Here is a 20,746-nt window from a genome sequence, read left to right as displayed (position 1 = left end):
CTCTAGGCAATAGACTAATGGGTGTCGCCGAGGCTTTCTCTGTGTCTACTTTTTTGAGGCAAGGTCAGTGACTTGGAAATGCCGATTCAGGTATTTGGTGGGGGAAATAGCCGTGAAGCGAGTCGAGGAGTGGGGGCAACGTGTTCTTCGTTGTCCCCACTCCGAGGGGAGCGAGAGGAACCGCAGCGTTAGTGAAGGACGTTGGATGCCCGAATATTCCGGTTACCTTGTTCCTTTGCAAGCGCCAACGTCAGCGTATTCACCGCCGCCTTGGTCGATGCGTAAAGCACCGAGCCCTGAACCGGATTTTCACTTGCTATCGAACTAATAATGATGATGCTCCCGCCTGCGGGAAAATGCTTCAGCGCCTCGTGAATCGAAAGGAACGGCGTGGATGTGAACGGTCGTGTATGGCTCATTGAAGCAAATCCCAAGCCCGGTAGAACTTTGTTCATTAAAACGGGAGAGCGTAAGGTTTACCGGACTTCAGTGCGAAGACCGCTGCAGTATGCCATGTTTTAAGTAGAACATTTAGTAAGAGGGGGCGTAAGCTCTCGTAAAATACAAGTCCCTTTTTAAAACTCAACAAAAGACCCTTTTTAAAACTCAACAAAAGACCCTTTTTAAAACTCAACAAAAGACAACATTAAACCGAACCAGGTCCCTCCTGGTTTTTCTTTTTTTAACCTCTTGTTATCCGGCTAGACACTCGGCTATTGCTTTAGCCAAGAATTGCTGAGAAGCATAGCGCCGCGAGTTGATTCGGTGTCAGCCAAGTCATTAAACATAACAAAAGCGTGGATCATGCCTCGAAAGCGTACTGAAGTTACCGGAACCCCAGCTTGTCTAAGCTTGTTAGCGTAAGCCTCTCCCTCATCTTGTAATACGTCTGCTTCATCTGTGATGATTAGCGCTTTTGGAAGCCCTTTTAATTGCTCAATAGAAGCACGAAGCGGAGAGGCATAGATTTCTTCTCTTTGCTTGGGATCGGTCGTGTATTGGTCCCAGAACCATTGCATCGTATCGCGATGAAGGTAGTAGCCGGTAGCGAACTGATTATAGGAAGCCGTATCGAACACCGCATTAGTTACAGGATAAAAAAGCAGCTGCTTTTCGATTTTCGGACCCTTGCGATCTTTGGCCAGTAGCGTAATTGCTGCTGAGAAATTCCCTCCAACACTATCGCCGGCTACCGTAATTTTTTTCTCATTCATCCCGTACTTTTTGCCGTTTTTAGCCACCCATTCCAAGACCGTGTAAACCTGTTCCAGGGCAACTGGATATTTGGCTTCCGGTGAAAGACTATAATTTGTGAAAACGACGGCCGATTGTGAACCTACTGCAAGCTCACGTACTAGGCGATCATGCGTATGAGCGTTACCCAAAACCCAACCTCCCCCGTGACTATAAAGAATGACGGGTAAATGTTTTGGAGCCTTTTTCGGTTTAATAATGCGTATGGAAACCTTTCTGGTAGGTCCGCCTGGGATCGTTAGATCTTGTATATCCGCAGCAGGCTTTTTAACCGGACCGGATTGAACTTTGTCAAGCTCCTCTCGGGCTTTTACCGGGCCAAGGTCAAACGGATACGGCGGGTTAGCCGTTTTCTCTACAAGTTTCTGAGCTGCCGGTTCAAGAATGACTTCGTTCTGCTTCACGGGGGGTTGTGATGGTTGTGAATCATTAGAAATGGTTGCTTGTGTTGGATTAGCTGCAAGCAGCAAGAACGTTAAGACGGTTGCCGCTAATGTTATTCCTTTTTTCTTCATGTCTGGCTCCTCCAAATTATGTTATCTTCAATAAAGTTTCCAGAGACAGATATTTTTATTTAGCAATTGACATAAATAAACTATTGTCAAGTATTTATTGGGCTTTTCATTTGGTCATTTATCAAGCTTTATGTTACATAGATAGTACAATTCTTGGACAAATTTATAATTTCGTGAACGAGATCGCCAAATCAGTGGTCGTGATCGCGGAAATCGCAAACCTGTACTCACAAAATATGAGCGCATCTGCTTTGAGAAACAATTGATTCGCGTAACAAATAAACCAATGGCTGGCTTAGTGCATACAGGTCATCCACTATCCTGCAAGAAGCATGGACTCGAGTGAAAACTAATAGTGGCAGTGCGTGATGGACAAACGATCGCATTCATCGTTCGAGAGATTGGCGAAGAATCCTTCATCGAAGAGATCAGGCAACAGCTAATGAATGGGGAATATCGACCGTCTCTCTTATACTGATACTGAAGTTACGACCTCATCAATAGCCTGCTTGAACAGAAGATGCTGGTTCTCGGTAGAACCCTTTCCGCTTATTTATTTTTTAGAAAGTCGTTACCGTCCGGATCATAAAGACCGGATTGGCGAAGGTTTTCACCCATGGCCGGAGTGGATGTAATCAAGGAGAGTTTCGAAAATTAAGCATATCTAGAGGAACATCCACAGTCTAATGTGGGCATTCCAAAATGGCGATGGATAATATGCATAAAGAAGTTCTTGAAGTGAAAAAATAAAGATCACGAGGAGGGATTCCGTCTAATGACGATGTATACCGTATTGATTATTTTAGCTGGCGCGGTATGTGTTTTTTCACTGGTAAGCTCAATTTATTACATTCGCAAGCAAGAAAGTAAAGAGTTGGACAAAAGCATTAATCTATCTACAGTGAAGCATTCGATTATAGGTAATCCAGCGTTGATCGCTTATTTAGCACTTCCAATAATTATAATTTTAGGTGCGATTATACTGTCATTCTTTAAGAAATAAACGGTGAAGGGGTAAAGGCCCATGGATAAAAGAAGGTATTATGTTTCCATACAATCCAAATGTATCATGTATAACCAGGGCGATGCCGCTTATGAGCTGGAAATTGATGCTACCGAGGAAGAGGTAGAAAAATTAACGGAGTTATTCAATCAATGGGAAGATGCGGAGGAAAAAACATTTTTTCGTGCTCAAATTCCAATAATCCCATATCATCATGACAGCGAAAACGATGTATACGATTACTTATTAAAGGAGATCTATAAAGCGATTTATCAAATGGGTACGGACCAAACCAAAAGTCATATTTCCTCGATGAATTTACAAATGGGTTCAGAAAACGAATAAAACGACGCAAGCAATACTTACAATTGGTTTGATTAAAAATCTGGGAGCGCTCGGATGACGTTACCCATCGCGAATGGTTTCGATTATTTTGGACACGCTTTGAGTAGGAGGTGCAAGTGATGAATTGTAATGTCGGGAAAACGGAACAAATTATAAGAATCTCAATTGGGGTAGGTATCCTTCTTATTGGTCTGGCCTACAGAAGTTGGTGGGGAGTCATTGGATTGGCACCGATCATTACTGGGGCCACCCGATATTGTCCTGCTAATACCTTTTTAGGGATTGACAATTGCAAGAAGGCACGATGAAAACCATACCTAATTTATGTGAAGGTCGCAAATATTGCGGCCTTTTTGGGCTCTACAGTCCTTTAGGAGTAATACCTAAAATGTTGACGCAAAAGGACTGCATGCCCGATGACAGAAAATGACTCACCATGGCCCAGAACAGCGGAAAGGAAAGAATCGCCGAGATGAGCAGTTTACGCTTTTGCTGCGATATTGCTTTCTCGCGGTGCTTGAAGGGGACTGCTTCCGCTTTATAGCCTAGCTTCTCCATTCGGTTTAGGATATCGGCTATCATGACTTCCGCCGGGTTGTATTCAACCCGGGCAGATTCCATCGCGAAATTAACGACAGCGTTCGTGACGTCAGGTTGCTAATTCAGCGTTTTTTCAATTTTGATGGCACACGCTGCACAGAACATGCCAACAAGCTCCAGATCGACGACTTCTTTAGTCGTGCCATATCCAAGTTTTTGAATGCTTTGTTCCATTTGCGCGACATCCACTTTTATAGGATCGTACGTAACCGTAGCCCAAGAGGAAAGTTTACATTCGCTTTAGTTACTCCTTCGAGTTTATTCAATCCCTTTTCTATCTGGTTCGCACAAGCTGCGCATGTCATGACCGTTAATTGCAAGGATTTTTGCTCCGTTTCCAACTTGGCTGCATCCATCACGAAAATCTCGCTCCTTTCTTCGTTTAATTAGACAACATCGTAAAACTGTTCTTCGATCGCTTCCTTAATGGCACTAAGCATAAGTGATTTTTCATCGTAAGCAATCGCGACCGTACCTCCCGAAGTACCTCCCGAAAGACATGGTCAGGATGATAAGACGATTTGTTCATATCATACAGAAGCATTTTTTAATTCGCTTAATAATACTGGAGCAATTAAATTAAACTTCTATTAGTTGATGGAGTGGGCCATGAAAATTTGATAACATCAAAGTATTCTTATTTTTATATCTGTACACTGTGGGATTGTTTCTCAAAAAGAAATGATAAAAAGGACGGATTGCTTTGATGCAGCTTTTTCTATTGACGGTTATCTTCTATAACATATATACGTGCGAAAAAGATTGGATATCAATTGTTTGTAATTTGGTGTTGTCGTCGTTTTTAGGCCATAGGCAATTGCCCAATCTTTAATTAGGCAATTGCATAGGATAAAAGGTAAAAAGAAATCATGGGAGGAAAATGAATATGTACCGTAATTCATGCTATCACTATCAATGGCATAATTCTATGCATGACAACTGGAATGGAAAAAAATGGAGCTATAATTGGAATCCTTATTATTACAATTGGAACAATACCAACTGGAATCCTTATAATCGAAACATTAAATTAACAGATTATGGACCAAGACCATTTGTAGTGAATATTAACCAAGCTACTAAGCAAAACAATACTTACCGCACCGCTTTATGGACAGGGAAACACTTTCAAGTGACCCTAATGAGTATTGACGTTGGAGATGACATTGGTTTAGAAGTTCATCCTACAACTGATCAATTTATACGTATTGAAGAAGGTCAGGGACTTGTTCAAATGGGTGATAGTAAAGATAAATTGGATTTTCAAGAAATGGCATTTGATGACTATGCAATTATGATACCTGCTGGAAAATGGCACAATGTAACCAATACGGGTAATACACCACTTAAAATATACGTTATCTATGCTCCACCTGAGCATCCACATGGTACGGTCCATGAAACAAAAGCAGTTGCCATGACTGAAAAATAAAATCACCTTTACTAAAGATTCGAAATGGGGATGAAATTATATCTTTAAATATTGAACTCCCTCAGTACTATGTTTTTCTCACGAATACTCGCTTATTCGCAGGATTTCGCCCGATTGGTTAAGGATGAAAGACAAGAAGGGGAACTCCGTGTTAGACTTCGGCAACATGAAGGCGCAGGCGCACGGGAATAGAGGGGAATATATACTGCCCCATATAATTCCATTTACTGCACGCTTTCTCCACGCCGCCCCTGGAGGTTCTCACTCCCATGTCTCAACGGGTCTATGCCCTTTCATTCCTTCGTTACGCCTGTCCAAGGGGTGGAGGACGGTCTTGCTATCGTTACGGGTCGGTGCCCTTTGGTTCAATATATCCGGTACTCCGTGCTTTCTTTGAAATCCTGCGAATAAGCCAAAACTCGTTCAACGAAACGGTAGAATATAAGTTAAGCTGCTAGCTGATTAGGCAACGTTCTAGGAGGATTATAGGCTTCGCCGCTGCGAGCCATTCCAACTAAGATTCTGGCTAATTTGCCACACAGCTTCATAATGGACCTCATTTTCTTCATCTTCTTTATCTGTACATTGTAGGCATGCATGGCTTTGAACTCCGAATTGTTCGCGACTAAACTCAGGGTCATCATGAAGATGAAACGTCGGAGACGAGAGCGTCCACGTTTGCTAATCTTCATCTGTCCGGTCCATTTACCTGAGCTTGCTTCTGCGAGATTGAGACCAGCATGACGCAGCAAGGCATTCCCGTGAACAAAGCCGCTTAAATCCCCCGCCTCACCTAAAATACCGGCTAGTGAAATGGCACTAATCCCTTTGACAGCAAGCATGGATGTAGCAAATGGAATGCGTTCTAAAACGGCAACAATCTCCGTTTCTACCGTTTGCAATTGCAGGCAAGCAAGGTCGTACTCATCGAGCAGCTGCTTCAGGTGGAGCTTATAGGCATGTGTGGCTTGCTTAGAACCCACAGATCTGCAAGCCAATGAGATAAGAGCTCGGGCTTTTCGCTCACCAGAATGCCGCTTCATAAGCGATTTCCAACCTTGTAAGACGTCTTGAGGCTGTAATTTACCCAATTCTTCGGGCGTTGGGAAAAGACGAAGTGTGGCCAATGAACCGATACACATAATGTTTTTGGAAACTTGTCGCAGCTCAGGAAAAACAACGTCGACCCAGCGGTGAATTTGGTTCTTCGCACTAACGAGTTTCGTTACGACAGAGTCGCGGTTGGAGAGAAGACACGAAGTTCTTCAAAGGCTTCTGGTGTGTAGCGAGTGAACGAGTAGTAGCCGTTTTTGACCATGTCTGCGATGACAAGGGCATCCTTTTTGTCGCTCTTGGATGGTGTATTGTCGCGGTTCTCCTTGTTCTTTTTCACCAGATGTGGATTGACGAGAACGACTTCAAATTGGCGTTCCGAGAGCCCCTTGGATACGTTAAGCCAGTAATGTCCGGTAGGCTCCATGCCAACAATGGCCGCCGTTAAAGCATGGGCAGATTGCAGCGACTGGATCCACCGAAGAAGGCTGTGAAAACCTTCCTCATCATTCGAGAAGGATAGGGAATTACCGAGCACAATACCGCGAAAGTTAACAGCTCGTGCGACATGCGTTTGCTGGGCGATGTCGATCCCGACGACAAGGTGCTGGGCGGTAATTTTTTCAATGAGTTGATTTTGTTTGTCCTGCGATTTAAACTTCATAGTAGAGCGTCCTCCTGGATGATGGGATTTAAAGGGATATGCCCCGTTGCGTACTCCCATCGTACCGAGGCCTTCCTCGATATTTTACCCTTGCAATTTTGATATGCAATCTGCAAGACCCCTGCCTACAGCGGAATAGATAATGTTTGTCGATTTACCGCCTCCAGAGATACCCCCCATGGATTCCGTTTGTTTCTTTGGAGAGATAAGTTCGACGGTCATTCAATGTTTTCCTCGTAAACATCAACGCCGACCCCAACCACAAACGATTTATCGTTAATATCCTGACGATCCCAGCAACCGCATAAACACAACATCGAAGTGATTACAACGGATACTTTCGTTATTTTCCAATATTTCCTAATGGTAAGATGTTTCTCCCTCGCTTACCCTTTGTTCGAAACCATGCAATGATTAAGAGCAATATCGGAATAGCTTCTTGTGGCAGTATGGTATAATACGGATAGATATGCTCCAGAAAATTCTTGATATCACTAAATCTCCCAATTGACATTAGGCTGACAACGCTAATTAATATGCATATGGGAAATACAATCGGACGGTAAGTAGAAAGCTTAGTCAATTGAGCCGTTCCTAAGGAAAGGATGTAAATATAGATGGACATTTTTACAAAATACAGGATAATCCAATCCGCTATAATCAGTAAATCAATATGCTCTAAGAAATCAGCAATCTTAATGATCTCTCCAGCCGCAAGAACCGGGTAGGCAATGTCAGGCATGATTGTACCGTAAATCATCTTTGGGACAATAATTGCGGCTACCAAGTCAAAAGCCACAAAACTGACGGCTCCTATACCCCACAATAATTTTTTGGACCCTTTATTTAAAAATGGCATCATAAACGATAAGAAAACGGCTTGTGAACTCCAGCCGTTATGAAGGAAAACCCCTTTTATTTGCGGGGTAGACCCATGTTCCATAACGGGGAAAAGATTATGTATATCCATATCGGGAATGGTGAGAAATACATAGAGCATAAATACAAAAATCCAATAAAAAATAGTGATAAAGGCAAATCTCCCGAGAACTTCGACTCCTTGTCTGACCATATAACCGGCTAGCAATAGTAAAGGCAATACAATGACAATGAAAGGAGTGAAAGGTAAATATTTGGCGTTAATTAAATCGAAAAATTCATGAGTAGTAACCGATACTATATGAAGTAAGTACAATAAGAAACCAAGACCAACGACTTTTCCAGGCCATTTTCCTATAATCCGAGGGATATATTCAATTGGCGTTTGCCCAGGGTACAGCATACTCAACTGATAAACCACGTAAACAATCAAATAACTGATTACACAGGAAAAGATCGGTGTCATCCATGAATCCCGTCCAACAACATTGTCGATTGTGGATGGCATTGTGATCCAATAGGTCGGCACTACGGAAGCGTAAAAAATACATGTCATTTGTAATCCTGATATTTTTCCCTTTTCCAGCATATTTACACCTCATCATCTGTTAATAACTTATCCTTACTTTTATTTTTTCGGATCTTTGTTTCCGGCTGCTTGTTGGGATTAAGCTTCTCCCCGGATAAATGAGGACGCGTTTTCATTTTCCAGAGTGGAAAAGTGACTCCAAAACTGCGAAGTGCGCACAGATGAGTAAATAAAAAGATAATAAAATAAACAATCCCAAGCATCCTCAAAAATCCTAACACAACATAATAACAAATCGTAATACGCGAAACGAGATTGAAAAACTATAATGAGGCACAGCAAAATTTGAGATTCCTGTGAGAGCAACGATCATAATCATCGGAGCGGATATTAACCCGGACGATACAGCTACTTGCCCAAAACCAATGCCTCGACAATGCTTACGGAGGAACCAAACTGTTTCGGTAACCGTACCCCAGCCTCACGTAGCAGTTGGTAACATTTGCTGATGAAAACTAAGAATGGCGATGTAGGTAGAAGGCAATAACAAAGAAATAATGATCGCAAATAATCTTAACTAACGCATGAGCGAACTGAAAACCCAATTCAAATAGTAGTCTTCGGGAGAGGAAAGGAGGGCAAAAAAGGTGGTAGATCTAGATGTCCCTTTGCTTTAATTAACGGGTCGTAAAACAAAATCGTAACAATCCGTAAATAAAGCTCGAATTGTGTTAATATTGTTGTCTAATTGTTCACTTATAGTCACTGCACATGATTTTGAGGCATTATCCATCAAAGATATATCCTTATCATTCTTATTTCAGGTATACACCATATTATTTACGGGACTTCTTGAAAATATGCGAGTGGCATTCATGCTTGGACTCGGGAAAACACGAACCAAATTAGGAAAATGGTTTAAACAGGACTGGGCCAGTTCTCAGCTCGTATTCGAGTTGAATTCCGCTTTATCGATTCTCGAACTGAGCTCAAATAATAATACTTCATTCATCAAATTAATGTTCGTTTTTGGTTCAACAAAAGGGTCATATGGTGATTCCGGGGCAGGCCGCGCTTCAACCATTCCCGAGTGCTTACAACCTCATAAAAATAAGGTCGACCAGAAAGATCTGGTGACCTTATAATACGAACGGGCAGATTAACGCAACATATTTATTAGCATAGCCGTCTACTTTAAAATAGCATCCAGTGAAAATTGTCCTGCACCCGTAAGAGCAACAGCGATTGCTACAACTAATATGGCAAGACAGTATTCATATCCACCTTTTGTAATCCAGTACCCATTTGGTCCATGAACTTTTAAAATCCCTACAACCATAGTTCCAGCAATAACAACGCCTGCAAGTGGTGTCAATAACCCTAATGCAAACATAGCCCCACCTATCAATTCCGATAGCCCAGCGAGTAACGCCATTGTTACACCTGGTCTTATTCCCAATTTCTCAAAATGTGCCCCAATTACTTTTAAACCACCGCCATCAAAGCCAAATAACTTTTGAGCTCCATGAGCCATGAATGACAATCCAATTACTAAACGTATTAACAATAAACCCAAACCTACCACATTTTTGACCTCCTTATTCAAGAATAATAATAAACCATTAGAACAAGCATCATGCCGCCAGTGTAAAAGGCAACCGATCATTCAAGTCAATTACTCATCCCATTTGGAATGAAGTACATGATGGCAAAAGTTGGGGCGCTTATATCCCGGAAGAAGCAGTTCGCATACGTCGGCGTTAATCGTTCCATATGTTGTTTCCGGTTTGTGTTTGAAGCCTTCCAAGCTGCCGCGCTTCTGCTGAGATAAGATCGAAGTTCTTCCCGACCACATCATAACCGACGCCAAAATTCATAAGCGCCGCTTCGGTTTCCTTATATTCGACGATTACCTATGCTTCAGTTGAGGCGATGTCATTAGATAAGCTTGATTTGCAAACCCTGTACGATACGATGGCTTACGACCCGCCTGCTGCAGCAATTCCGCGGTATCGTCAATCAGGACGGCGTGAAAGTGTTCGAGTAAACTATATTTTTTTGGGAAGAAGATTTCTTCTTCCCATTTTTTTTATTTTCGATCTGTTCGAAGTTCGTTTTTCCAGAACTATTCATCCGGTTCTAATGAATAACGAGTTCGCAAGAGGCCATAATAAAAAAGATCCATTTTATTTCTATCCTAGACAGAACCAGACAACCAGTAAATGAGGAATGCGCCATGCTCAGACGAAAATTCGGACGAAAACGTCATACTTTCGCGAGCAGCAGAAGTCAGGATTTCACCTTGGGACATGGGGGACCGTTAAGCGACAGTCTGCAGGTAAATGAGATGTGGGTGAAAGAAACGCTCGGCGGCAGCGGCGATCTTGTCGTTCGTCGCATCCGGATCGGCTCGCTAAGCCAGCTTGAGGCGGCTGTGCTCTACATAGACGGATTGGTCGATATTCAATCCGTACAAAACTTCATCATGGAACCGTTAATGCAGCATTTCCGGCAAATGGATGCAGGGCAGCCCTCGTCCGGTCCGGAGCTTTTAACATTCCTTCAAGATGCCGTTCTTACTGCGGGGGACATTCAAAGTGTGATGGATTTTGCAGCGCTCGTTCAGGCGTTAATGTCCGGCAATGCGATCTTGCTGGCGAACGGGATCTCCCAAGGGTTGGCGATCAGTATGCAGGGCGGCGAAGAGCGCGCTGTGATGGAGCCGGCCTCCGAAACGCTCTCCCGAGGACCGAGGGAAAGTTTCACCGAAAATTTGCGTACGAACACAGCCATGATCCGAAAAAAGATCAGGGATCCCCGCCTGTGGATGGAAAGACAGAAAATCGGTAAAGTCACCCATACGAATGTGGTCATCATGTATGTGAAGGGGATCGTCAATGAACGAGCATTGGAAGAAGTTCGGGCGCGGCTTGACCGAATTGAGATCGATGGGGTTTTGGAAAGCGGCTACATCGAAGAGTTGATTCAGGATGAGACCTATAGCCCGTTTCCCACAATCTTCAATACGGAACGTCCCGATGTTGTCGCCGCCGATTTATTGGAGGGCCGTATCGCCATTCTTGTGGACGGCACCCCGTTCGTTTTGCTGGTTCCGGCGTTATTCATACAATTTTTTCAATCTGCGGAAGATTACTACCACCGTTCCGATATCGGCAGCTTGCTACGGCTGCTGCGGTTTGTCAGCCTGTTAATCGCCATGTTCGCGCCCTCCCTGTACATTGCGGTTACGACGTTCCACCAGGAGATGATCCCGTCGGGGCTGCTGCTCAGTCTTGCCGCGCAGCGGGAAGGAACTCCATTCCCCGCGTTTATCGAAGCGATACTGATGGAAGCGACGCTGGAAATTTTGCGCGAGGCCGGGTTGCGAATGCCTCGTGGGATCGGTCAAGCGGTGTCAATCGTCGGAACGCTGGTCATCGGTGAGGCCGCGGTGCAGGCGGGAATCGTGTCGGCGGCGATGGTCATTGTCGTTTCGATTACGGCAATTGCCACCTTCGTCATTCCCAAATTCAATATGTCGATCTCGATTCGAATGATTCGCTTCGGACTGATGGGGCTGGCAGCTTCGTTCGGACTGTTCGGCATCGTGATGGGAATGATTGTGCTCGTACTTCATTTGAGCGGACTGCGTTCCTTCGGCATCCCCTATATGAGCTCTTTAGGTCCCTTTCGACGGAGCGATCTCCAAGACGTCTTCTTGCGTCTGCCCCGCTGGGCCATGGTGAATCGGCCGCGTTCCATCGTGCGGAATAATTCGGTGCGCATGCAAACGCCGCCCCCCAGACCGCCGGATGAGGAGTCGTAAACCAATGACGAGAAAAGCGGGTATTTTATGCATTCTAATCCTCCTTTCCTTGTTCTTTTCAGGATGCTGGAACCGAAGGGAATTAAACGAAATCGCCATCGCGGTGGCGATCGGCATAGACAAAGCGGGCGACGATCAATACCGGTTATCCGTCCAGGTCGTCGATCCCGGCCAGGTTGCGCATTCTGTCGGCGGGGTGGGCGATCAGGCGGTTGTGACGCTATACACGATCTCCGGTAAAACGATTTTCGAAGCGCTGCGGAAAATGACGACCATATCTCCTCGGAGAATTTTCTTATCGCATCTGCACGTGCTCGTAATCGGCGAGGAAATGGCCAGGGAGGGGATTGCGAAACCGCTTGATTTCATATCGCGGAATAACGAAGTGCGAACCGACTTTTTCATCATCGCGGCCAAAGGAACGACGGCGGAAAATGTGCTGAACGTGTTGACGCCCATCGAAAAAATTCCGTCCAACTACATGTTCTCCTCGTTGGAAAGATCGGAGAAGGAGTGGGCGCCGACGGCGACGATCACGTTGGATGAACTGCTGGCAAACTTGATGACGAAAGGAAGACACCCCGTTTTGACGGCCGTTGAAGTGATTGGAAATCCGGAGTCCGGGACGGACAACAGCAACGTGGAAAAGATCAAGCCGCCGACAATGCTGAAATATTCGGAGCTGGGCGTATTCAAAAAGGACCGGCTGATCGGTTGGCTGAGCGAAGAGAAAAGCAAGGGTTATTCATACATTAGAGACAGGGTTGTAAGTACGATCGGCATTGTGCGGTGTCCCGGCGGCGGCTCCGCATCCATGGAAGTGGTGGACGTCGATACGAAAGTGAAAGGCAGGGTGGAAAACGGAAAACCGGCAATTGACGTGAACATCCGGATAGAGCAAAGAGTCGGGGAGTTTACATGCACCATGGATTTGACGAAACCGGAAACGATCCAAAAATTGAATAAGTTATCCAATAAAAGGGTCGAAGAGGTGGTCCGATCGTCCGTCAACACAGTACAGCGCACCTTTAAAGTGGACATTTTCGGCTTCGGTGATGCGGTTCACCGAGCCGATCCGAAAGCCTGGAAAAAACTCGAACCGCAATGGGACAAACTTTTTCCCAAACTTACGGTCCGCATTAAGAGCAATGTCCAAACCCGGGAAACGGGCACGGTCAAAAATTATTTTATGAAACAGAGGGAGGAATAATGGGATGTGGGCTGCCATCTTGTTCTTTTCGGTCATTGTTTTTTGGATCGAAGGGCGTCTGCTGCGAAGAAAAAAATGGTACCGGGAATTTTGGATGTTCTCCGCGCTGCTTTTGTTTGCGGCCTCGGTAAGTGTGGCGCAAAGCTTGCAGATTCCGCTCCCGAATCCTTTGGATCTTATCGTAAACACGTTCGGGCCGGTCGGCAGTGCCTTGCTTAAACCGTTCAAATAGGAGGCGTATCCGAGTTGAACATCGGGAAAATTTCAAGTTCTCAGCTGATGATTCTCGTGGCTATGAACGTGATCGGCAGCGCCATATTGGTCATTCCGACGACTCTTGCCGCCACGGCCAAACAGGATGCCTGGATATCCGCGATCGTCGCTTTGGCAGGCGGATTGGCCGTCGTTCCGATTCATGTGTTGTTGGCCGGCCGTCTCGAAGGCGCGGGTCTGGTCGACAGCATGGAGCGGCTGCTCGGCAAATGGCTGGGCAAGTTGATCGCCCTGCTGTTTGTTTTGACGTTCCCGCTGGTCCTTGCCGGACGGAGCACCCGCATTATCGGCGATTTTCTGACGACGCAGATGATGCCGGAAACGCCAAGAGAGGCAATATTCATTCTGTATATGGCTGTCGTCATCATTGCCGCGAGAGCCGGCATCGAGGCGGTAGCTCGTTCCGCCCAAATCTTTTTCCCGTTAGTGGTGTTTTTGTTTCTACTGATGACATGTTTTCTGGCGCCGGAATTAAGGGGGGAAAACATACAGCCGATCTTGGAAGACGGCGTGCTGCCCGTCGTGGTATCCAGTTATCAAACCATCAGTTTTCCGTTTATCGAGTCGATTGTTTTTCTCGTTCTGTATTCCGGCGTGAGCCGCCTCAAGGGGATGGGTTCCTCCTTGATGTGGGGTATCGCGATTGGAGGGATGTTCTTATTCACATCGACACTTCTCTGTATTTTGGTGATCGGCCCCAAGTTGACGATAAATAATGTGTTTCCGGCATATGTGTTGGCGAAAAAAATCAGCGTCGGACGATTTGTTGAACGCATTGAAGTTACAATTGCCGTACTGTGGTTTTTGACGATTTTTTTTCGCTCTACCGTCATGTTTTATATTTCGGCCGTCGGACTCGCTCAAATTTTTAATATGCGGGATTATAAATGGTTGACGATTCCGCTCGGTATGATAACCGTCGTGTTTGCCATCGTGTCCCGTCCCGATATCACTTATCTGTATAAGCTTGCTCCGGCCTGGGGGCTGTACGCGCCCATTCACTGTATACTGCTGCCGCTTGCGCTGCTCGGCGTCGCCGCCATTCGCGGCAGGAGAAACAAGCAACAGTTGGACGATAAAGACAATCTATAATTCCGGTGCTGCCAGTTAACTAATAATCGTTGATAGAAATCATCAACATCCCGTTGTCCGTTAGATGAATTCAAAAAGCCCCTCACGTTGGTCATACCCCTCTCAAGTAGACATTAGAAAAAAAGCTATGCTGCCAGCGCGCACCGGTATTCAATCGGTGCGCGCTGTTTCAGTTTGGCTTGAAACCGCTGGTAGTTATAAAAGTAAGGTAATATCCATACAGCCAATAGGCTCTCAACTAGAGCGGATTTCAGATATTTGTTTCCGTTTTTGGCTTTGGCAACGGATGGGCTCTAAGGCACCATGAAGGGGATAGGATTGCCAGTAGTCTTTCCGCTGTCATCTGGCCCAAATAACGAGCCAGCTATTTTACAATATCGCAACATTAAGAAAACATTAAGTTAATAATCAAGAACTATTATTAATAGTATAAATGTCGAAAAAAGGAGTAATTCGTCGAATGGTGTCGAGAATGTTGGATGAAGTGTATAGCTCAAGCGAAGGCTGGCTTGAGAATTACCCATACTTCCATTCGTTTTCACGAAATAACGTTCCTCAACATCCGGGTTAGAACTTATTTCGAGGCTTCTCCAATACTTCGAATGACGAAATTGTTCCATTTATCATTGTAAAGAAGAAAGACGATTTCTCGGCACAATCATGTCGTTATCTACTCATGGCTGCCGCCGCTTTCGGAGTTTCTTTAATAATTTATTGCAATAGTTACTAAGTTCAAAAATAAACTCAATGGAGGAAGTTATGAAACGGTCATTACTGAAGTTGAAGGCATTAATACTTTGTACCGTTCTATTGGCAAGCAGTTTTTCTATGATCGGTACAAGTTGGGCCGATCCGAGCAATCTCCCTCCCAGCATTACTCATTCTCCAATTACAAGTACGGAGAAAGTGGATTTAACGGTGACAGCCACTGTGTACGATGAGACTCCATTACAGCAAGTAACATTGACTTACAGTACAAATGCTAACTCAGATGATCCTATTTTTAACAATATTGCTATGCAGCCGACGGCTGAGAATCCAAATATTTTTCAGGCTGTTATTCCACAGTCCGATCTTCAAAATTCGGACCAACTGCAATATCATATAACGGCGACGGATTCGCAAAGTGAAACGTCGCGGCTTCCGGCAAGCACAAACTACAAAGTACCAGTGACTGCACCGTTTTTAGAACCGGAGCATCTCTCCCTCAATTTAAGTGTTAATCAGTCTGTGTATGGAACGGTTCAAGTGAATGGGAAAGGCGGCAGTCTGTCGAATTTGCAGCTTCAGCTTGATAGTAACACCGTTACAAATACGGAAAATATTTTGGAACGTCCAGCAAAAATCGTATTTGACGGCAATGGGCTGCAAGCAACCCAAAGATTGAAAAACGGCGTTTACTTAAACGATCAGTTACTTCAAGTCATCCCTGTTGATATTTTGAATTTCGACACGTATGAAGTGCCGATACCGGCCGGTGCCCTCCTCTCGAACACAGATAAAATTACAATTCGAGCCGGCAATACCATATCCTCGGAGGATTTAACGGGCAACCACGATGATTTTACGATTCGTAATGTGAAATTGGTACTAGATGACGGGACACAGCTAACAGATCCGACCTACGGGGCAAACGAATCGATTCCAATGGGTGATGGTGCTCCTCCGGCAAATCCCATCATACCGCCTATATTGTCCAAGGATTTTAACATCCAGATTCCCGCTGCTGTTGCCAAAACCATCGTGTACGACTGGGACACGACTCAAGTCGGCGATGGGGCGCATGTTCTTACTCTGAATGACTTAAACCATAAGTTTGATCCCATCCAAACGACGATCCAAGTGGACAACACGTTGCCGGACTTAACCATTCAATCACCGATTGAGAACAAAATCTACAAGGGAACGATTCCCCTGACATTCGAGTCTAACGATAGCGGATCCGGCTTGAAGCCGCTTAAGTTGACGCTGGACGGGGTCGCGATAGCAAACACCGCTTCTCTTCGTGTCGTAGACTTACAACCGGGAGAGCATACTCTGCAAGTGAGCGCTCAAGATAACGCCGGCAACGTCACGGTTAAAGAAGTACATTTTACAAGCGTGGAAGAACATCCGCTTCCGCCGCAAGTGATTTCCCCTGCGGATAATTCCGGCAATGTCTCTACCGATCCAGCATTGAGTGTGAAAATAGAGGATCCGACCGGAGATGCGTTGGACGCTACTTTCTTAAAGGCATACAAATATGATTTTAAAGACGGCTTGAACCATACCGCATATACGAACGCATCTGACACCGAACCGCCTCTTGAAATGACGCCTGAAGGCGAAACGCGGCTCGCTTCCGATCAGATTCAAGCCATCTCCGCGGATGACGGGACATATATGACGACGGACGATACGGTGAAGTTTCCTTATCAGCGCTTTGAATTTAAGATCAAAGACAATTTAATGAATGCGAAATCAGTAGATGCCGTTTGGAATGGTCATTCGTTCCCGGGCAGACGAGTTACGCTATATGGCTGGAACTACACAACAAGTCAGTGGCAGGAGCTGGACTCGAAAGTCGCACCGGACGAGAACGACTTTACGTTAAAAGGCGCCATTTCCGTAGCGGATATGGTCCGAGGTAATAAAGCAAATCTGATCGTACAGGATTTGATTCCTTCGCCTCAAACGCCTGATCAGTACAATTTTAGCTTTGTGTGGTTGCCGGACACGCAATTTTATTCCAAATCGTATCCGGAAATTTACGACTCACAAACCCAATGGATCGTAGATCAAGCGGCGAATCAAAAAATTAAATACGTCATCCATACGGGAGATGTTGTGGACGACGGAAATAAACCGGAACAATGGGTAAATGCGGACAAAAGCATGAAAATACTGGATGATGCCCATATCCCTTATGGCATAGTGTCAGGCAACCATGACGTACAGCCGGGTGCCACCAAATCGTTCGATTACACCGCGTTTGGCCAATGGTTCGGGGCAGACCGCTTCGCTAACCGTTCGTATTATGGCGGACAGTTCCAAAACAACCGCGATCACTACGACCTCATTTCGGTAAACGGGAATGACTTTGTCATTGTCTATCTGGGTTGGCAGCCGGAGCAGCCGGATTTGGATTGGGCTGACGGCGTGTTGAAGAAATATGCGGATCGCAATGCCATCATTGCCATACACCAGTTTATAGACGGAAACGGGAAGTATGGGGGAGCGGCAGAGCAGGTAAGAGAGCAATTGATTAAACCGAATAACAATGTGTTTTTGGTCATGAACGGACACCATACAAATACACCAAAAAATATAACGGAACAGTTCGGTGATCGCACGGTTCATGAAGTATTCACCAACTATCAGACGCAACTGGAAGGCGGCATGGGCTACCTGCGCCTGATGAAATTCGATACAGAGAATAACATGCTGTACATGAATACGTACTCTCCTTACAAGGATGATTACAATTGGTTTTCTCCAAAATTGGATGATTTGGCTCTTCCGGTGAAGCTGCTACCGATTCAAAAACGTGTAGCTACCGATTATATCAGCATCCAAGCACGAACCAATGAAGTGATTGGAAACAAATTGACCGCTGCACCAAGTGGAAGTGTGGCAAGCATGATTTGGAACGGACTTCAAAAGAATAAGATGTACAACTGGTATGTAAGATTGGAAGATGCTTATGATGGAATGACCGAATCGGATATCTTCACCTTTACAACCGGTAATAAAAAGTAAGCTACACCTCGATCCTACCCGTAGACAACAAATTGAAGTTGGTAAGTGACGTCTACGAGATTAAGAAGAATCAAGACGGCGTGTTTAGCAAATCGGTCGTCATTACGTTGCCTTTCGACAAGACGCAAATAGACTTTGCCAAGTCGACGGTGGGCATATATTGGCTGAACGAACAAACCCATCAGTGGGTTCAGTTGACTGATTTGAAAACCGATCAAACGAACGGGACGGTATCCGGATCGGTTAACCATTTCACGAAATTTGCCGTTCTGGTATCGGATATAGCAAAGCCCGAAGTACCTCCAACGAGCAAAGCTATTCAAGGGCATTGGACGGAAACGAACATTCGGGATTTGGTTGAGCTTGGTGCGATCAGCGGCTATCCGGACAAGAAAACCGAATAATAGCATTACGAGAGCCGAATTTGTTACCATCATCGTCAATGCCTTTCATCTCGAATTGCAGGACGGCAAAAGCTTTGCCGATACGTCAACCCATTGGGCTAAGAGTGCAATTGCGACTGCATCGTCACACGGTATCGTTACCGGATTGAGTGACAGCAAATTCGCTCCTGACGAACAAATTACCCGAGAGCAGATGGCTGCAATAATTGTATGTGCAGCCAAGTTATCCATGGTATCTGACAAAATTACATTTAAAGATAGCTCGGATATTTCCGGATGGGCAAATACCTCAGTGGCTACGGCCAGAGCAAATGGCTTAATTTCTGGTTATGTAAACGGCACATTCAGACCTAAAGCAAATGCAACACGTGCTGAAGCCGCAACTGTCATTTTGAAAGCCATAAAGAAGTAATGGGTAAAATGGCTCCCCCTGGAGCACGGTAATTGAACGATGACCCGCAAGATGAACACTTTGAAAAAAAGTGGTCACACTTGTGGGTCATTTGTGTAATCATGGGTTGAACCCAATATCTTGTTATTTATAGTAATATTGAAACAGAGACCCACCAAACCTTTAGTGATATTAACCGGAAGGAGGGTAACTGTCTACTTTCGCCTTAGGAATGATATGCTGACCTAATCACATAATCCCATTGGAGTATACCGACCAAGAACTTGAAGATGCTCCATGACAACGAAGCACAAAACCATTAGATTAATCGCTGAGAAATCGCTATACTTACTTCAACATGCTTCAGCGAATGTTAACTGGGAGGCAATACGATGAATATACTCATTACAGGCGCAAGCGGATTTATCGGAAAGAAATTGGTTAATAGTTTGGCAAACAATCATAACGTTATTTGTATGTCGCGGTCATTTCATCCTTTTAAAAAAGATGTAGCGTATGTTAAAGGTTCGTTTGATAGTATTGAGGATTTACGCGGTTTGGATCCTCATGAGATCGATGCGGTTATTCACCTGGCTGCCGTTACCGGCGGTTGCACCGAAGAGGATGGACTAGCTGTCAATGTGATGGGTACGAGAAGACTTTACCGGTACTTGCTCGATCGCGGGTGTAAAAAGTTCGTGACGGCCAGCTCGATTGCAGCAGTAGGCAGCTTGGATGATGATTTTATTCCGCTTAAGCTACCGATCCAAGCTGATCATCCTTGTCTGGCAACAGATGCGTATGGGTTAAGCAAAGCCTTAGTGGAGGAATTGACCCGTTATTTTCATCGCGTAAATCCGGACACGGATTTTATCAATTTACGCTTTGGCGCGGTAGCGAACGAGGATTGGGTACCGCCCTTGATTGAGAAGGATAAAAGGATGTCTGTTCCGTTTATCGTCTTAGGACATGTGTATGCAAGCGATGTCGTTGAGGGAATTGTCAGGGTCATGGATGCGCAAATCAAATCAGGCGTAAGAAACTTTAACCTGGTAGGACCGGATATCAGCAGTACGATACCCGCGCGGGAAATTCTCTCTTCAATACTGGGAGACCATTATTATCTGGATTATTACAAACTTCCAGGCAATGAATATAAACCCTTGTATGCCATGGATGATTTCATCGCGGAATTCGGCTACGAACCCCGCAGATCAACGCGCCGTCCCGCAGAATAAACTAACTTTCCTACATAATGGTGGGGCTCTTATTTTCTGTCTTATGGATAATAATTGGAATTCCTATTTACATTAATTACCTGTCGTCCATCACCGACGTTGGAATGAAATTCTTGATTTTTTCTTTAAAGATTCCAGTCCTTTTAGAATGAGATTACTAGGCATAATCATCAGTTAGCCCGTTAAGCTCTAAAGGGGAACGATAGTTGAATCATACAGCGGCAGCCAAGGATGAACTGCACCCCGTCAAGTAGACAGTACAAATAAATAAAGGCAATTAGGCGGCCTTAGTCCTGTACT

19 protein-coding genes and 2 pseudogenes are annotated in these 20,746 nt (G+C 44.9%); 13 read left to right on the top strand and 8 right to left on the bottom strand.

The window, feature by feature from the left end; genetic code table 11:
- Positions 1-188: 188 nt before the first annotated feature.
- On the bottom strand, positions 189-419 hold the full coding sequence (locus ACFPYJ_RS23025) for an SDR family NAD(P)-dependent oxidoreductase (RefSeq protein ID WP_379190571.1): 231 nt from the start codon (positions 417-419) through the stop codon (positions 189-191).
- Between ACFPYJ_RS23025 and ACFPYJ_RS23020 the strand changes: the two genes are divergently transcribed.
- Positions 391-522, top strand: coding sequence for a YheC/YheD family protein (locus ACFPYJ_RS23020; RefSeq protein WP_379190570.1), 132 nt, complete (start codon positions 391-393; stop codon positions 520-522). The genes ACFPYJ_RS23025 and ACFPYJ_RS23020 overlap by 29 nt on opposite strands.
- A 191-nt stretch (positions 523-713) precedes the next feature.
- Here the strand turns inward: ACFPYJ_RS23020 and ACFPYJ_RS23015 are convergent, their stop codons facing one another.
- Entirely contained in the window at positions 714-1,769 is a 1,056-nt protein-coding gene (locus ACFPYJ_RS23015) for an alpha/beta hydrolase (RefSeq protein ID WP_379190569.1), read from the bottom strand.
- Positions 1,770-2,544: 775 nt separating this feature from the next.
- Between ACFPYJ_RS23015 and ACFPYJ_RS23010 the strand changes: the two genes are divergently transcribed.
- The 3 genes from ACFPYJ_RS23010 (at position 2,545) to ACFPYJ_RS23000 (ending at position 3,425) form a co-directional block, all read left to right on the top strand.
- Positions 2,545-2,772 carry a hypothetical protein gene (locus tag ACFPYJ_RS23010; protein ID WP_379190568.1) on the top strand — a complete coding sequence of 76 codons (228 nt, stop codon included), beginning with the start codon at positions 2,545-2,547 and terminating at the stop codon, positions 2,770-2,772.
- Between the two features lie 21 nt (positions 2,773-2,793).
- Entirely contained in the window at positions 2,794-3,117 is a 324-nt protein-coding gene (locus ACFPYJ_RS23005) for a hypothetical protein (protein WP_379190567.1), read from the top strand.
- A 119-nt stretch (positions 3,118-3,236) separates the two neighbouring features.
- Positions 3,237-3,425 (top strand): YgaP family membrane protein, encoded by a 189-nt coding sequence (locus ACFPYJ_RS23000; RefSeq protein ID WP_379190566.1) that lies wholly within the window; start codon positions 3,237-3,239, stop codon positions 3,423-3,425.
- Positions 3,426-3,477: 52 nt separating this feature from the next.
- Here ACFPYJ_RS23000 and ACFPYJ_RS22995 read toward each other — a convergent pair whose 3' ends face one another.
- The gene (locus ACFPYJ_RS22995) at positions 3,478-3,699 is read right to left on the bottom strand and encodes a hypothetical protein (RefSeq protein ID WP_379190574.1); all 222 of its coding nucleotides are present in this window, start codon (positions 3,697-3,699) and stop codon (positions 3,478-3,480) included.
- 209 nt (positions 3,700-3,908) lie between these two features.
- Positions 3,909-4,022, bottom strand: coding sequence for a cation transporter (locus tag ACFPYJ_RS22990; protein WP_379190573.1), 114 nt, complete (start codon positions 4,020-4,022; stop codon positions 3,909-3,911).
- A gap of 581 nt (positions 4,023-4,603) precedes the next feature.
- Between ACFPYJ_RS22990 and ACFPYJ_RS22985 the strand changes: the two genes are divergently transcribed.
- The gene (locus ACFPYJ_RS22985; protein ID WP_379190565.1) at positions 4,604-5,149 is read left to right on the top strand and encodes a cupin domain-containing protein; all 546 of its coding nucleotides are present in this window, start codon (positions 4,604-4,606) and stop codon (positions 5,147-5,149) included.
- A gap of 446 nt (positions 5,150-5,595) precedes the next feature.
- Here the strand turns inward: ACFPYJ_RS22985 and ACFPYJ_RS22980 are convergent.
- The 4 genes and pseudogenes from ACFPYJ_RS22980 to ACFPYJ_RS22965 all read right to left on the bottom strand — a co-directional run bounded on the left by ACFPYJ_RS22980 (position 5,596) and on the right by ACFPYJ_RS22965 (position 9,859).
- Positions 5,596-6,866: pseudogene (locus ACFPYJ_RS22980) on the bottom strand (IS110 family RNA-guided transposase).
- A 343-nt stretch (positions 6,867-7,209) separates the two neighbouring features.
- Entirely contained in the window at positions 7,210-8,334 is a 1,125-nt protein-coding gene (locus ACFPYJ_RS22975) for a GerAB/ArcD/ProY family transporter (RefSeq protein WP_379190564.1), read from the bottom strand.
- Between the two features lie 214 nt (positions 8,335-8,548).
- Positions 8,549-8,839, bottom strand: a pseudogene (locus ACFPYJ_RS22970) (spore germination protein); the annotation flags it as partial.
- A gap of 624 nt (positions 8,840-9,463) precedes the next feature.
- Positions 9,464-9,859 carry a DoxX family protein gene (locus ACFPYJ_RS22965; protein ID WP_379190563.1) on the bottom strand — a complete coding sequence of 132 codons (396 nt, stop codon included), beginning with the start codon at positions 9,857-9,859 and terminating at the stop codon, positions 9,464-9,466.
- A gap of 651 nt (positions 9,860-10,510) precedes the next feature.
- Between ACFPYJ_RS22965 and ACFPYJ_RS22960 the strand changes: the two genes are divergently transcribed.
- The 8 genes from ACFPYJ_RS22960 (at position 10,511) to ACFPYJ_RS22925 (ending at position 20,446) form a co-directional block, all read left to right on the top strand.
- The gene (locus tag ACFPYJ_RS22960; RefSeq protein WP_379190562.1) at positions 10,511-12,100 is read left to right on the top strand and encodes a spore germination protein; all 1,590 of its coding nucleotides are present in this window, start codon (positions 10,511-10,513) and stop codon (positions 12,098-12,100) included.
- Positions 12,101-12,104: 4 nt separating this feature from the next.
- Positions 12,105-13,310: a Ger(x)C family spore germination protein gene (locus ACFPYJ_RS22955; RefSeq protein ID WP_379190561.1), complete on the top strand. Its 1,206-nt coding sequence runs from the start codon at positions 12,105-12,107 to the stop codon at positions 13,308-13,310.
- A 4-nt stretch (positions 13,311-13,314) separates the two neighbouring features.
- Positions 13,315-13,542 carry a hypothetical protein gene (locus ACFPYJ_RS22950; protein ID WP_379190560.1) on the top strand — a complete coding sequence of 76 codons (228 nt, stop codon included), beginning with the start codon at positions 13,315-13,317 and terminating at the stop codon, positions 13,540-13,542.
- 14 nt (positions 13,543-13,556) lie between these two features.
- Positions 13,557-14,675: a GerAB/ArcD/ProY family transporter gene (locus tag ACFPYJ_RS22945; RefSeq protein ID WP_379190559.1), complete on the top strand. Its 1,119-nt coding sequence runs from the start codon at positions 13,557-13,559 to the stop codon at positions 14,673-14,675.
- 759 nt (positions 14,676-15,434) lie between these two features.
- A complete protein-coding gene (locus tag ACFPYJ_RS22940; protein ID WP_379190558.1) occupies positions 15,435-18,413 on the top strand; it encodes a metallophosphoesterase in 2,979 nt (992 codons plus the stop codon).
- A 32-nt stretch (positions 18,414-18,445) separates the two neighbouring features.
- Entirely contained in the window at positions 18,446-18,817 is a 372-nt protein-coding gene (locus ACFPYJ_RS22935; protein ID WP_379190557.1) for a hypothetical protein, read from the top strand.
- Positions 18,780-19,229 (top strand): S-layer homology domain-containing protein, encoded by a 450-nt coding sequence (locus ACFPYJ_RS22930; RefSeq protein WP_379190572.1) that lies wholly within the window; start codon positions 18,780-18,782, stop codon positions 19,227-19,229. The genes ACFPYJ_RS22935 and ACFPYJ_RS22930 overlap by 38 nt, the downstream gene beginning before the upstream one ends.
- A gap of 371 nt (positions 19,230-19,600) precedes the next feature.
- Positions 19,601-20,446, top strand: a complete 846-nt coding sequence (locus ACFPYJ_RS22925) for an NAD-dependent epimerase/dehydratase family protein (RefSeq protein WP_379190556.1) — start codon at positions 19,601-19,603, stop codon at positions 20,444-20,446.
- Positions 20,447-20,746 lie beyond the last annotated feature (300 nt).

The sequence above is a fragment of the Paenibacillus solisilvae genome (assembly GCF_042656405.1).
In the GTDB taxonomy this organism is placed as follows: domain Bacteria; phylum Bacillota; class Bacilli; order Paenibacillales; family Paenibacillaceae; genus Paenibacillus_Z; species Paenibacillus_Z solisilvae.
Note: the sequence above shows the minus strand (reverse complement) of the source record. Positions and strands in the feature narration are given on the sequence as shown.

Excerpts from the sequence above, each read along its gene's own strand:
- ACFPYJ_RS22975 (WP_379190564.1), bottom strand. The coding sequence starts at position 8,334 with ATGCTGGAAAAGGGAAAAATATCAGGATTACAAATGACATGTATTTTT.
- ACFPYJ_RS23025 (WP_379190571.1), bottom strand. The coding sequence starts at position 419 with ATGAGCCATACACGACCGTTCACATCCACGCCGTTCCTTTCGATTCAC.
- ACFPYJ_RS22985 (WP_379190565.1), top strand. The coding sequence starts at position 4,604 with ATGTACCGTAATTCATGCTATCACTATCAATGGCATAATTCTATGCAT.
- ACFPYJ_RS22955 (WP_379190561.1), top strand. The coding sequence starts at position 12,105 with ATGACGAGAAAAGCGGGTATTTTATGCATTCTAATCCTCCTTTCCTTG.
- ACFPYJ_RS22950 (WP_379190560.1), top strand. The coding sequence starts at position 13,315 with ATGTGGGCTGCCATCTTGTTCTTTTCGGTCATTGTTTTTTGGATCGAA.
- ACFPYJ_RS23000 (WP_379190566.1), top strand. The coding sequence starts at position 3,237 with ATGAATTGTAATGTCGGGAAAACGGAACAAATTATAAGAATCTCAATT.
- ACFPYJ_RS22925 (WP_379190556.1), top strand. The coding sequence starts at position 19,601 with ATGAATATACTCATTACAGGCGCAAGCGGATTTATCGGAAAGAAATTG.
- ACFPYJ_RS22960 (WP_379190562.1), top strand. The coding sequence starts at position 10,511 with ATGCTCAGACGAAAATTCGGACGAAAACGTCATACTTTCGCGAGCAGC.
- ACFPYJ_RS23010 (WP_379190568.1), top strand. The coding sequence starts at position 2,545 with ATGACGATGTATACCGTATTGATTATTTTAGCTGGCGCGGTATGTGTT.
- ACFPYJ_RS23015 (WP_379190569.1), bottom strand. The coding sequence starts at position 1,769 with ATGAAGAAAAAAGGAATAACATTAGCGGCAACCGTCTTAACGTTCTTG.
- ACFPYJ_RS22995 (WP_379190574.1), bottom strand. The coding sequence starts at position 3,699 with ATGATAGCCGATATCCTAAACCGAATGGAGAAGCTAGGCTATAAAGCG.
- ACFPYJ_RS22990 (WP_379190573.1), bottom strand. The coding sequence starts at position 4,022 with ATGACATGCGCAGCTTGTGCGAACCAGATAGAAAAGGGATTGAATAAA.
- ACFPYJ_RS22940 (WP_379190558.1), top strand. The coding sequence starts at position 15,435 with ATGAAACGGTCATTACTGAAGTTGAAGGCATTAATACTTTGTACCGTT.
- ACFPYJ_RS23005 (WP_379190567.1), top strand. The coding sequence starts at position 2,794 with ATGGATAAAAGAAGGTATTATGTTTCCATACAATCCAAATGTATCATG.